General features: G+C 51.4%; 11 protein-coding genes. 7 read left to right on the top strand and 4 right to left on the bottom strand.

What is annotated here, in order from left to right:
• The first annotated feature begins 122 nt into the window (after positions 1-122).
• The 7 genes from ACR0QV_RS03330 to ACR0QV_RS03360 are packed head-to-tail and all read left to right on the top strand — an operon-like array spanning position 123 to position 7,306.
• Entirely contained in the window at positions 123-1,196 is a 1,074-nt protein-coding gene (locus ACR0QV_RS03330) for a 1,9-bis(guanidino)-5-aza-nonane synthase (protein WP_428054481.1), read from the top strand.
• A 4-nt stretch (positions 1,197-1,200) separates the two neighbouring features.
• A complete protein-coding gene (locus ACR0QV_RS03335) occupies positions 1,201-2,055 on the top strand; it encodes a hypothetical protein (protein ID WP_432634579.1) in 855 nt (284 codons plus the stop codon).
• A gap of 12 nt (positions 2,056-2,067) precedes the next feature.
• On the top strand, positions 2,068-2,508 hold the full coding sequence (locus ACR0QV_RS03340) for a DoxX family membrane protein (protein ID WP_432634581.1): 441 nt from the start codon (positions 2,068-2,070) through the stop codon (positions 2,506-2,508).
• Between the two features lie 2 nt (positions 2,509-2,510).
• Entirely contained in the window at positions 2,511-4,328 is a 1,818-nt protein-coding gene (gene dnaX / locus ACR0QV_RS03345) for a DNA polymerase III subunit gamma/tau (RefSeq protein WP_432634583.1), read from the top strand.
• A gap of 3 nt (positions 4,329-4,331) precedes the next feature.
• Complete coding sequence (gene recR / locus ACR0QV_RS03350) at positions 4,332-4,925, top strand: recombination mediator RecR (protein ID WP_432634585.1); 594 nt, start codon at positions 4,332-4,334, stop codon at positions 4,923-4,925.
• Positions 4,925-6,784 (top strand): ComEC/Rec2 family competence protein, encoded by a 1,860-nt coding sequence (locus tag ACR0QV_RS03355; protein WP_432634587.1) that lies wholly within the window; start codon positions 4,925-4,927, stop codon positions 6,782-6,784. The genes recR and ACR0QV_RS03355 overlap by 1 nt, the downstream gene beginning before the upstream one ends.
• Positions 6,785-6,817: 33 nt before the next feature.
• Complete coding sequence (locus ACR0QV_RS03360) at positions 6,818-7,306, top strand: nucleoside deaminase (protein ID WP_432634589.1); 489 nt, start codon at positions 6,818-6,820, stop codon at positions 7,304-7,306.
• A gap of 38 nt (positions 7,307-7,344) precedes the next feature.
• Here the strand turns inward: ACR0QV_RS03360 and ACR0QV_RS03365 are convergent, their stop codons facing one another.
• The 4 genes from ACR0QV_RS03365 to ACR0QV_RS03380 are packed head-to-tail and all read right to left on the bottom strand — an operon-like array spanning position 7,345 to position 12,068.
• The gene (locus ACR0QV_RS03365) at positions 7,345-8,760 is read right to left on the bottom strand and encodes a glycoside hydrolase family 3 N-terminal domain-containing protein (RefSeq protein WP_432634591.1); all 1,416 of its coding nucleotides are present in this window, start codon (positions 8,758-8,760) and stop codon (positions 7,345-7,347) included.
• The gene (locus ACR0QV_RS03370) at positions 8,757-9,839 is read right to left on the bottom strand and encodes an anhydro-N-acetylmuramic acid kinase (RefSeq protein WP_432634593.1); all 1,083 of its coding nucleotides are present in this window, start codon (positions 9,837-9,839) and stop codon (positions 8,757-8,759) included. Before ACR0QV_RS03370 ends, ACR0QV_RS03365 begins: the two co-directional genes overlap by 4 nt.
• Positions 9,832-10,728 (bottom strand): N-acetylmuramic acid 6-phosphate etherase, encoded by an 897-nt coding sequence (murQ, locus tag ACR0QV_RS03375; RefSeq protein WP_432634595.1) that lies wholly within the window; start codon positions 10,726-10,728, stop codon positions 9,832-9,834. The genes ACR0QV_RS03370 and murQ overlap by 8 nt, the downstream gene beginning before the upstream one ends.
• Positions 10,725-12,068: an MFS transporter gene (locus ACR0QV_RS03380; protein WP_432634597.1), complete on the bottom strand. Its 1,344-nt coding sequence runs from the start codon at positions 12,066-12,068 to the stop codon at positions 10,725-10,727. The genes murQ and ACR0QV_RS03380 overlap by 4 nt, the downstream gene beginning before the upstream one ends.
• Between the last annotated feature and the right edge of the window lie 2 nt (positions 12,069-12,070).

Here is a 12,070-nt window from a genome sequence, read left to right on the forward strand (position 1 = left end):
ACGCTCCTCGGGCCCTTTTTAAGGCCCCGTATTTTTTATACGATTTTCCTATGAAAAATTAAATATATTTACTATAATTTACTAAATAGAAGTAAATAAATCCAGCAGAGGTGTAAAAAGAAATGGCAAAATTAACCAAGAAAGACTTTCTCAAAGACACCATCAAACACATTGACCTCAAAAAATACAATGTGGTTCCCTTGGTGGAAGCCTTTGGAAATATGGCCTACGCTTCTCGCGAAGTGGCCAGAGCGAGCAAAATCTACAATATGATGCTCTCCGACAAAAAGTGCTCCGTCATTTTGTGTATTGCGGGCTCTCTCGTTTCCGCGGGTATGAAGAAAGTCGTGGTGGATATGATTCAAAACAATATGGTTGACGCGATTGTTTCCAACGGCGCCAACATCGTGGACCAGGACTTCTTTGAAGCCCTTGGCTACAAACACTACATTGGTACTCCTTACAATCAAGATGACAACTTGCTGCGCGATTTGCACATTGACCGCATCTACGACACCTATATTGACGAAGACCAGTTGAAGGAATGCGACGAAACCATCCACAAAATCTGCAACGCCTTGGAACCCCGCCCCTACTCTTCCCGCGAATTTATCTGGGAAATGGGCAAATGGCTTGAAAGCAAAGGCAAAGGCAAAGATTCTATCGTTTACAACGCTTACAAACACGGCGTGCCGGTGTTTGTTCCTGCGTTCTCGGACTGCTCTGCCGGTTTCGGCTTTGTAGCGCACCAGACCCAACACCCCGAAGCCCACGTTTCTATTGACAGCGCCAAGGACTTCTTGGAACTGACCAAAATCAAAATTAAAGCCAAAGAAACGGGCCTTATGATGTGGTCCGGCGGCGTACCGAAAAACTTCGCGCAGGATACCGTTGTGGCTGCTGAAATTTTGGGTGCGGATGCTCCTATGCACAAATATGCCGTACAAATCACGGTGGCTGATGTGCGCGACGGGGCTCTTTCCGGCTCTACCTTGAAAGAGGCTTCCTCTTGGGGTAAAGTTTCCACCGCCTTGGAACAGATGGTGTACGGCGAATGCACGACCTTGATTCCGCTCATCATCGGTTACGGTTACCACAAAGGCGCCTGGAAGAAACGCAAAGCCTCCAACTACGTCAAGTTCTTGCAGGACGAAGACGCCAAGGTTGCCAAGGCCAAAGCGAAAAAATCCAAATAAGCCGATGCGCGTAAAAACCGCGTTTATTTGTTTATGTTTATTTATCTGCCCGTGTGCGTTATGCTACGGGCAGATAAATTTTTCCAGCGTAAACGGGGAACGCGGCTACGCCGCTATGCGCGGCACGTATGATTGGAACTTGGACAACGGTTTTATCCTTTCGCCCGAATACGGCTACTACCGTATGTCCGACAAAGAAATTGACGAAGCAGGCTCCACTTCCCGCTACGCGTTGGGGGTGTCCTACGAACTAAACGATACTTGGCGGCTAAATGCAGACGGATTTTGGCAGCCGCAGGCGGTGGGTTATCAGGCCGTGGGGTATAGCCTGGGCGGAACGTGGTTTCCGTTCTACCGCTGGGAACACATTACTAACCCGCGCCTTTCGGCGCGTTTTTATCAGGCGCGTTACCGCTCGTATGTGGATAAAATGGGTAACGATTTAACAGGCGGGGCGTTCTCGCAGACCGAAACAGGGGCTCACGCCCAAGCGGCGGCCGACGTAGGAAACTGGAAACTTCAAGCCGCCTGGCATAAAGTGATAAAATATAGTAGTTCCCAACCCGCAAATGTTACGTTTAGTTGGGCGGATATCCCGTTTATGACGGCTGTGGTACAAGGGTTTGTAAAAGAGGCCGCAGGCGTGTCCGTGCGTTACCAAACCGATTTTATTACGCCTTACGCGGCCTTGGTGCGCTACCGGTACGCCGAACTTAGCGACAGCGCGGCCGCCGTCAGTGCGGGACTGCACATTGTGCTGTGGGGGATGTCGGTTTCCGGCGGTGTGGAAGTGTTTGAACCGCGGCGGGAAGCCAACCGCAAGACGTATTTTTCAATGTCTGCCGAAATAGAATTCTAGCCGGAGGAACCCGTGCCTAAACTTGATTTACATTGTAATATAGACGAAAAAATGTTTTCGCTGACGCTCTTTTTAACCCGGCTTTTGACCGGACTGACGCTCCTATATATTACCGTAGGGTGTTTATTATTCTGCCGCGAATTTCTGTATAACGCCACGGCTATGGGCCTGCCGCTCCCCGTTCCGGCGGGGCTGACGGTGGTGATAGCGGAACTGTTTTTAAGTTTACTTTTAATGCTGGGCTGGTTTACGCGCCCGGCGGCGGTGCTCTCCCTGCTTACAACGGCGGGGTTGGCGGCCGTGTTTTTTGCGTCCGATTTTAATAAACTGTATGTAGCGCTGCTGGTGCTGCTGGCGGCCGCTTTACTGCCGTGCGCGCTCTTGGGCCCCGGAAAAATCAGTTTGGATTATTCCCACGCGGTGCGCCGCGCCAATAAAAAATTTAGAGGTTAATTATGGAAATGTTTGACGAAAATCATCAATATGTAAGTTTGGCCAATAAATACCGCCCCCAAAAGTTTGAAGATATGGTGGGGCAGGAAAGCATTTCCAAAACGCTTCAAAACGCTTTAAAACTGGGCCGTATCGGCCACGCGTATTTGTTTTACGGACCGCGCGGCTGCGGCAAAACCACCACAGCGCGTATTTTGGCAAAGGCCTTAAACTGTACGGGGCACGGCAACGATAAACCGACTGCCGAGCCGTGCGGAGAGTGCCCCCAATGCCGCGAAATCGCCCAAAGCGCCGACCTGGACGTACTGGAATTGGACGCCGCGAGCAATACGCAGGTGGAAAAGGTGCGTGAAGCCATTATTGACACGGTGGCCCTGGCCTCGTCGCGCGACCGCTATAAAGTTTTTATCTTGGACGAAGTGCATATGCTTTCGGCCAGTTCCTTTAACGCCCTTTTAAAAACGATTGAAGAACCCCCGGCCCACGTGGTCTTTATCTTGGCCACTACCGAAAAGCACAAGGTGCCCGCCACCATTGTCAGCCGCTGCCAAACCTTCCGCTTCCGCCCGATAACGGTGGACGAAATCAGCGCGCACTTGCTGGATTTAGCCGAAGCGGAAAGCATAGATTTAACGCCCGGTGCGGCCAAAATTATCGCCAAAAACGCGGGCGGCGCAATGCGCGACGCTTTGACCTTAATGGACCGCGCAATCGCCTACTCCGGCAACCGTATTGACGAAAAGTTAGTAGGCGAAATGCTGGGCCTTACGCCGGATGAATTAATTAAAGACACGGTTACAGCGCTCGTGCAAAAGGACAATGCGGCCCTGCACCAAGCCTTTGAAACCTTAAAAAACGAGGGCTTTGACGCAAATTCCTTTCTCAAAGATTTAAAAAACGCCTTGGGCGATTTGTTTTATTTTGCCTTGGGCCAAGGAGGAGAACCTTTTGAAGGGGCCAAACAAATCACCGAAAAAGTTTCCCCCGGATTTTTAGCGCAACTTTCGCGCAAGGTAAATAAAATTACCGAAGAAGTAAAATTTTCCGATAACGCCTTAATCAGCGCCGAAGTCGGGCTGTTTACGGTAATGGACAGTTGCTTGGATTTGGATAACTTTGTGCGCCGCTTGGAAGCCCTGGAAAAGGGTCTCCCGGCGGTTGCTTCTGCGCCTATGGCCGCGCCTGTGCGCCGCGCCCCGGCGCCAACGCCCCGGCCTACGCCTAAACCCGCGCCGCGCGTAACGCCTGCCGCTGTCCGTCCGGCTCCTGCGGTTAAACCTGCGCCGGTTGTAAAGCCCACTCCGCGCCCAACGGTGGACGATATCATCGCCGATGATGAGGTGATAGAAGAAGCCGCCCCGGTATCCTCCGGCACGCTGACGGACCGCCAAATTTGGGATAAAATGCTTTTGCAATTTAAAAAGAGCCCGTTTGTTTATGACGTAATGTTAAACAGCACGGTGCAATTCGCCGCAGACGAGTGGACCCTTTGTTTCCCGCCCGGCAAGGAGTTTTACCAAATCCCGGCCCAAAACAAGTTGGGCGATTTGGAAGCCGCCGCTAAAAAAATAAGCGGCCGCACCATTAAATTTAAAATTTCTTCCGGCACGCCCAAGGACGATAAACCCGCTCCTGCCGCGGCGCCTAAACAGGCCCCTGCGGCTAACGGCAATGTATCGGCGGCCATTTCCAACGAAGAGCCCTTTGTAAAAGGGGATTTTTCGGCGGATGTCGCCACTCCTGCGGGTACGGCTCCGGCTGATGCGCCCGAAGAATTAAAGGATATTTTGGAAATTATCCCCGGGGAGTTGTTAGCCTAGTTTATGAAGAGTTTAGACCGTTTTATCCGTGCGTTGCGCCGTTTGCCGGGGGTTGGTCCGCGGCAAGCGGAGCGTTTTTCGGCTTATTTTTTGCGTGCCTCGCAAGGCGAAACGGAAGAATTTATCAATGCGCTTTTGTCGGTCAAGCAGGATGTTAAACTCTGCCCCGTATGCTTTGCATACAGCGAGGACGGCCTGTGCCCCATTTGCCGCGACCAAGACCGCGACCACGGCCTGATTTGCGTGGTAGAGGACCCGCAGGATATTGAATCCATTGAAAAAACAGGCGCGTTTAAAGGCGTATATCACGTTTTGCACGGGGCCATTTCCCCAATGGAAGGCCGCGGCGCGGACCAAGTAAAGGTGCGCGAACTGTTAGAGCGCGTGCAACACGCCCAACCCCCGGTGCGCGAGGTTATTATTGCCACCGACCCGGACAGCGAAGGCGAAACGACGGCGCTGTATTTGGCGGATTTGCTGCGCGGGCTCGTGGGGCAGGTTACGCGTATCGGCTATGGGGTACCGCTGGGCGGGGATATTGATTACATTGACGAAATGACGCTTGGATACTCTTTAAAAGGCCGCACCAAACTCTAATGCACCCGGATATGTACAAAAGGCCGCTGTTGTGGTGTTTGGCGGCTTTAATTGTCGGTCTTGCGTTCTTTTACCGTCCTGCCCCGTCCGGGCAGGACGTTTTCCACTTTCTGCCGCAAAAAGAAGTTACCCTCACCGGAAGGGTGGAAAGTTTCGCCGTCCGCAAGAAAAAATCCCAAAACGTAATTATCAAGGTTTTCTCCGTAAACGGGCAAAAGGCAACCGGGCAAATCTATGCACGCCTGCCGGATTTTACCCCGCAATGGAAGGATATTTTGGAAATTTCCGGCCGTTTACAGCAACCTTACGGCGTGGATTTACTCGGCAATTTTGATTGGCGCAATTACTTGGCGGACAAAGGCATTTTTACCGAAATCAAAAGTTCATCCGTATCGGTGGTGCGCCCGGCCGCGTGGCCGTGGCGCGTGATACGAGCCTTGCGCACGGATATTCTGCGCGTATTAAACGAAGCCTTTCCGCCCGATTTAGCCTCCATTGCGGGCGGCGTATTATTAGGGGAACGCGGTGAGCAGGATCCGGCGCTTTACAGTGCGTTCCAAGACAGCGGAGCCATCCACTTATTGGTGGCCTCGGGTGGTAACGTGGGGTTTGTTACACTCCTTACGCTGGCGGTTTGCTCGTGGATAGGGTTAAGCCGCAAGAAAATGCTCCTTTTGGCACTAGGCGTGGCGGGAGCCTACACGCTGCTTGCCGGGGCTGACGCGCCGCTTGTGCGCGCTTATTTTATGGCGGTTTGCGCCTGCACCGGGTATTTATTAGGGCGAAACAGCGGCGTTTTCCAAGGGTTGCTGGTTTCGTGCTTTTTGATTTTGCTTTTTCAGCCCGCTTCGGTGTTTGAAACGGGATTTCAAATGTCCTTTTTGGCAACACTTGCCATTATTATCTGCCTTAACAATTATAAAGTACCCGGAAAATGGCCAAAAACCCTGCGCTTTTTTGCGCAAATCTTTTTGGCCACCCTTTCCACCCAACTGGTGCTACTGCCCGAATTTACCAATGTTTTTTACAAAGTATCGGTAACGGGGCTTATTTCCAATATGCTTTTGGTGCCGCTGGCCTCGGTATTAATGGGGCTTTCGTTTGCGTATTATGTGTGCAATTTACTTCATTTGGGGTGGATTTTACACGGGGTAACATACGGGGCGCTATGGCTATTTAAAACCTTGGTGGTTTATTTTGCCTCGTTTAAAATGTCCGCCTTGCAAGTGTACGCTTGGAGCGCGGGCACGATTGCCGCGTACTATGCAGGACTGTTTTTAGTATTTAATTTACCGCTTAAAAATTTTGCGCGCAAAATCGCGCTTCCGTGTTTAGTGGTTCTTTTCGGCGCCCCGCTTGCGGAATATTTTTTCGCGCCGGACATACAAATTTATTTATTAAACGAGTGGAACAAAAGCGGAGCCGTCATCCGCACGAAAAACGGCGGGGCGTTTTTAGCGGGAAGTGAACTGGACCCGGAAAAATTGCAAGCCGCCCTTTTGAAAACCGGGGTTAAACAACCAAACGCTATTTTGCTTTTTACGGACGAACCCGTCCCGCCGGAATTTTTCACACGATTTCCCAATGCGCGGGTTATCCGCCCGTTTGCGGACAACTGGCCCGGGGATAATTTCGCTTTCGGCCCCGTAACCGTGCAACTAAACTGGGGCGAACACGAAACGCGCGAAGGCCGCCGCTGGATAAACGAGGGCTACTCGGGCACAGATAAGGACGACGCGTCTTACTGCTTTATTTACAAGGGCAAAAAGGCCTGTTTGGGCGCGTTTTCGCGCTTTGCTTACAGCGGGGATAAATCCGCCACCGCACAAAGAAATAAAACCATTGCGCTTAAAATTTAGATATAATAAAAAAGCGCTGTGGAGGACACGATTATGGAACAAGCAGAATTAAAACAACACCAACGTTTTTTGAAGGAAGCCGTTAAAATGGCCGAGAAAGGTATGAACTCGGGCAAGGGCGGTCCGTTCGGTGCAGTCATTGTAAAAGACGGGAAAATTATCGCCCGCGGCTGCAACCAGGTAACTTCTACCAACGACCCGACCCGCCACGCCGAAGTTGACGCTATCCGCAAAGCCTGCAAAAAATTAGGCTCTTTTGAACTGACGGATTGCATTATTTATTCCTCTTGCGAGCCGTGCCCGATGTGCTTGGGCGCCATTTACTGGTCCCGCCCCAAGGCCTTGTATTTTGCGGCGGACCGCTTTACTGCGGCCAAATACGGCTTTGACGATGAATTTATTTACAAAGAAGTCGTTTTGCCCACCGACAAACGCGCTATTAAAACCTATTGCATAGACATTTCCAATAAAGCGGAACCGTTTGAACAATGGGGCAACAAAGCAGATAAGATTGAATATTAATTAAAAAGCCCGTCCAGTTGGCGGGCTTTTTTATGGCTTTATAAAGTAACAGGCAGGTGCCCTTGGGGTTCAAACTTGCCGAGCAGGCACTCCGCTGCGGTACGCTGGAAGGACGGCGCAGGGCTAAACGTAAATAAGGTGCTTTGTGCGTTTAATTGCTTGGCGGCCCACGGGTTCGCAAGTGCAATTACCAAATGCGCCGGGTACTGCTTTAAGGCCGTTTGCACGCGGTTTATTTCCGCCGGGTCCAGCGCAATTTTTCCTTTAAAGGCCTGATACCGCCGCCAGCACAACACCACCAATTTATCTGCCCTTTCGCCCGGGTTTACCACGGTTACACCGCCTTGGCGTAAGGCATTTATAAAGGGTTCAGACGATAAGTTTTCATCATTTCCAACTTCTACTACTTGCACCGTTTGCCCCGGTCTAAGCGAAACTTTGGGCCCCAGCCAGGTAAGCGCCTTTTGGGCAGCGCGGGTGGCAAAGTCCGTCGGTTGAAAAGTCTCTTCTTCGGGGTGCGCGGGGATAATATCCGCACGCTCACAAAGGCTGTCTTGCTGGTGTTCGGCTTCGGCCAGCAAGGTTTTATCCAGTGGTACTTGGTGTAAAAATTCCAACAGTTCAAATGGATTTTCCGGCACCAGCAAAATATGTGCCCCCGCCAGGAAGGCCGCCAAGGCGGCTTGTTTTTCGTCGCCTAGCGCCTTCATACACAGCGCGTCCGTTACTACGCAACCTTTATAGCCCAGTTTGGTTTTAAGCAGTCCGCTAACAATTTTAGCGGAAAGCGAAGCCGGGCTTTCTTCGTCTAACGCTGGCACCAATAAATGCCCCACCATTACGCTGTCCGCAAGCGGCAATAGGTTCTTAAACGGGACAAGTTCGTGTGTTTGCAAATGCTCCGCCGGAGACGGCACCGTAGGCATAGCCATATGGGAATCGGTGGACGTGTTTCCGTGCCCCGGGAAATGCTTTATGCTGTTTAGCGCGCCACCCTGGGCAAGCCCCTTTATAAACGCCCTAGCCAAACGCGAAACCAACTGCGGATCTGCCCCGAAAGAGCGCGTATTCACAATCGGGTTTTGCGGGCAATCGGCCAAATCCAATACAGGGGCAAACACCCAATCCACGCCCAAACTTTTGGCTTGGCAGGCGGTTAAAAAGCCCTTTTCAAAGGCTAAATCTTCCTCGTTTGCGGCCCCCAAGGCCAGGTTAGAGGGCAATAACTCCGCATCGGGCAGCCAACGGCCAAGGCCGTCCTCGTAATCGGCTGAAATTAAAATCTTTTTTAAAGGCGAAGCCTCCCGCAAAGCGCGGATTAATTCGGCCACTTGTTTGCGCGTGCCGCCATAAAGGCAAAAACCGCCCACACCCAAACGGGCCAATTTTAAAGCGTCCTCGGGGTTGGTTTTCCCGAACCAAAAGCCGGGGTGAACTAAACGGTTAATCTTCATAAAGTGATTTTTCCTAAAATAGCCGCGCGTTTCGCGCCCGTAGCCGCCGCGCAATGATTAATTTTGCGGTGCAAGGCCAACCAGCCAAACAGTGCAAAGGCCGCGCTTTCTTTGGCCTGCGGGTCAATGCCGTAGGCCAGCGTGGTGGTTACTTTTACCTGCGGCAAAAGTGTGCGCAAATACGACAGTAAGGTTTTGTTGTAACACCCGCCGCCGGAAACAACGAGTTCTTTTTGGTAGGCGGGTGGTACGAAATCGGTAACCGCTTTGGCCACGGCGGACGCTGTAAACCAAGTAAGCGTAGCCAATAAGTCGTGCGGAGTTTTAAGGCTAAAAAAATATTTTTTAAGGTAGGCTTCGCCAAAAGCGTTTTTATCCAAACTCTTGGGCGGCTTTTGCGTAAAATACGGCTGTGCCAGCAAGCGGCGGACCAGTTCTTTGTCCGGCGTGCCCTTGGCGGCAAAGGCGCCGTTTTTATCAAACGGTTTTTTAAAAAATTCTTGGCAGGCTAAATCCATTAACGTATTGCCGGGGCCGACGTCAAACCCAAAGGTTTTCACTTGTTTACCTACTACGGAAAAATTGGAAATACCGCCCACATTTAACAAGATTTTAGGCGTTTTTTGCCCCCAAAGGTATTCGTCAAAAAACGGGATTAAGGGCGCGCCCTCTCCGCCAAGCGCCATATCCATCGGGCGGAAATCGCTCACCACCGGGCAGCCAATCTGTGCGGCCACAAAGGAAGGCTCCCCGATTTGCAGGGTGTTGGGCGTTTTGTCGTGCGGGCCGTGATAAATAGTCTGCCCGTGCGAGCCGATAACTTCTATTTCTTGGGTGGAGAAAGAAAATTCCTTTAAAAATTTTTGCACCGTTCCCGCATATAACCGCCCCAGTTCAAAATGGAGCGCGGAAAGTTCCGCCGCGCGAAGCGAATAGGCCATCAGTAACTTCTGTTGTAAGTCGGAAGGATAAGCGTAATTTTTAAAATGGAGCACCTTAAACGGGCGGATTTGCACCGCGCAAACGGTCAAGCCGTCCGCGCTCGTACCGCTCATTAAGCCCAAGGCTATTTTACGCATCAATCACCCCCGTTAAAAAGCCGCCCTTGGCTTGGAGCAGTTTTTTGGCTTTTTCGGCCGATACTTTTTTGCGGTGCATTACGATAGCGGTTTTTACGCTTTTGCCCGAAGCCGACAGCAACTTGCGCGCCGTTTTTTCGTCCGTCTGCGCCACCGTGCAGATAAGCCGCACCGCGCGGGCGACTAATTTTTCGTTGGTGGGCTGTACATCAATCATCAGGTTGCCGTATGTTTTGCCGCACAACGTCATTGCGCCCGTGGTAATGGCGTTTAGGGCCATTTTGGTAGCCGTGCCCGCCTTCATACGCGTAGAGCCGCACAGGGCTTCCGGCCCGGTGGGCAAAGCAGCGTGGACTTCGGCGTCAGGGCAGACGGCTTTTGGATTGCACGAAATAAGGGCCGTGCGCGCACCCAATTTGTGCGCGGCTTTTAAGGCTCCCATTACATACGGCGTACGTCCGCTGGCCGTCAGGCCGATAACCAAATCGTCCTTTTTGGCCGCCTTTAAAATTTCTTTTGCGCCCTGCTTATCGTCATCCTCCGCCCCCTCTTGCGAGCGGAAAACGGCCTTTTTCCCCCCGGCAATTAAGCCGATAATTTGCGAGGGCTTTGTGCCGAAGGTTGGCACACACTCCACCGCTTCCAAAATTCCCAAACGCCCGCTAGTCCCCGCCCCGATAAAAATAATTTTATGTTTATGCGCGTAGGCCCCGGCGGCCAAAAGCATAATGGCGGCAATTTCTTTATTGGCCGCCTTTACGGCGCGGGCGGCGTTGAAATCTTCATCGTTAATTTTTTTGGCAATCTGGCGCGGGGAAAGTTTATCCAAATCCAAGGTGTTTGGGTTACGCGTTTCGGTTGCGATTTGGTTTAAATTGACAGTCGTCATTGGGCATCCTCCAACGAGTGTTTATGCGCGCGGAAGGCGGCTTCGGTTTCCTCAATAGATTTAATTTTAAACGTCAGCGGCACAACGGCCACCGTAACTAAACTAATAAAACTGGCCACCAAGAAAAAGGTTTCGTACCCAAGCCGCATTTGCAACCAGCCGGAAAGCATAGAGGGAACCATCATTCCAAGGGCCATAATCCCGGTGGAAATAGCGTAATGCGAGGTTTTATACACACCCTGCGACACATACATAATAAACACGCTAAACGCCATCATCGCCAAGCCGTTGCCCAGATGTTCCAGCGTAATCAGCGTAGCCACCGCCGTAAGCCCCGGCTTGGCCCACGCCATATACGCATAAAAGAAGTTAGGCAAAATAAGGATAACCGCAAACGGCCAAATACATTTTTTAAAACCGAATTTGCCCAACAGCCACCCGCCCGCCAGGTTTCCCGCCACCACAGCCCCGAGGCCCAGCGTACCTTTAATGAGCCCATAGTTTTGCACGCTCATCCCAAGTGCGCCGTCCGCCGCGGGTTTAAGCAAAAAGAGCGGCACCATTTTTTCCAGCAGGGCATCGCCCAAGCGGTAAAGCAAAATAAACAGCAAAATATAGACGATATTCTTCTGCGTGAAATATGTTTTGAAGGAATCCGCCCACGCCATAGCACCGTTTTTATGCACGGGCTTGTCCTGCTCCGGCTTGGGGAGCATCCACGCGTGATAAAATACAAAGCCCATAAACAGCACACCCAGAAAGCCGAACATTACCGCCCAGTTATACGGCCACGAAACCAAATTCCACGAGGTTTCCGGCGTTTTGTCCCCGAGAGCAGCCGTAGCGGATATTAACACTCCGCTTCCTAAAATCATCGCCAAGCGGTAAAAAATGGTGCGGATACCCACGAATTTAGATTGCTCCTGCGGGGTTAAAGCCAGCAGATAATAGCCGTCGGTGGCGATATCTAATGTAGCCGACACAAAAGCCCCCGCCAAAAAGCCAAATAAAGAGAGTGTGAAAAAGGTCAAACTGCTGTTGCCTTGGGCAAAGCGGAACGCCTCCAAAGCGGTTAATCCGGCAAGGAGTAAAAAAAGCCCCGCCAGAACCATTTGCGCCCCCAAAAGCCAGCGGCGTTTGGTGCTTTTGGCATCCACCAAGGGGCTCCAAAACATTTTGAGTATCCAAGGCAGATACAGCCAGCCCGTCCAAAAGGCTATTTTGTCGTTGGAAAAGCCTAAATCGGCATACAGCACGGTGGAAACCGTGTTGATAATAATGTACGGCAAGCCCTCGGCCAAATAGAGCGAGGGGATATAGGTCCAAGGAGTTTTCTTCATAA

It is taken from the genome of Candidatus Avelusimicrobium sp., from assembly GCF_050873505.1.
Classification (GTDB): domain Bacteria; phylum Elusimicrobiota; class Elusimicrobia; order Elusimicrobiales; family Elusimicrobiaceae; genus Avelusimicrobium.

Excerpts from the sequence above, each read along its gene's own strand:
- ACR0QV_RS03330 (WP_428054481.1), top strand. The coding sequence starts at position 123 with ATGGCAAAATTAACCAAGAAAGACTTTCTCAAAGACACCATCAAACAC.
- ACR0QV_RS03335 (WP_432634579.1), top strand. The coding sequence starts at position 1,201 with ATGCGCGTAAAAACCGCGTTTATTTGTTTATGTTTATTTATCTGCCCG.
- dnaX (WP_432634583.1), top strand. The coding sequence starts at position 2,511 with ATGGAAATGTTTGACGAAAATCATCAATATGTAAGTTTGGCCAATAAA.
- recR (WP_432634585.1), top strand. The coding sequence starts at position 4,332 with ATGAAGAGTTTAGACCGTTTTATCCGTGCGTTGCGCCGTTTGCCGGGG.
- ACR0QV_RS03355 (WP_432634587.1), top strand. The coding sequence starts at position 4,925 with ATGCACCCGGATATGTACAAAAGGCCGCTGTTGTGGTGTTTGGCGGCT.
- ACR0QV_RS03360 (WP_432634589.1), top strand. The coding sequence starts at position 6,818 with ATGGAACAAGCAGAATTAAAACAACACCAACGTTTTTTGAAGGAAGCC.
- ACR0QV_RS03365 (WP_432634591.1), bottom strand. The coding sequence starts at position 8,760 with ATGAAGATTAACCGTTTAGTTCACCCCGGCTTTTGGTTCGGGAAAACC.
- ACR0QV_RS03370 (WP_432634593.1), bottom strand. The coding sequence starts at position 9,839 with ATGCGTAAAATAGCCTTGGGCTTAATGAGCGGTACGAGCGCGGACGGC.
- murQ (WP_432634595.1), bottom strand. The coding sequence starts at position 10,728 with ATGACGACTGTCAATTTAAACCAAATCGCAACCGAAACGCGTAACCCA.
- ACR0QV_RS03380 (WP_432634597.1), bottom strand. The coding sequence starts at position 12,068 with ATGAAGAAAACTCCTTGGACCTATATCCCCTCGCTCTATTTGGCCGAG.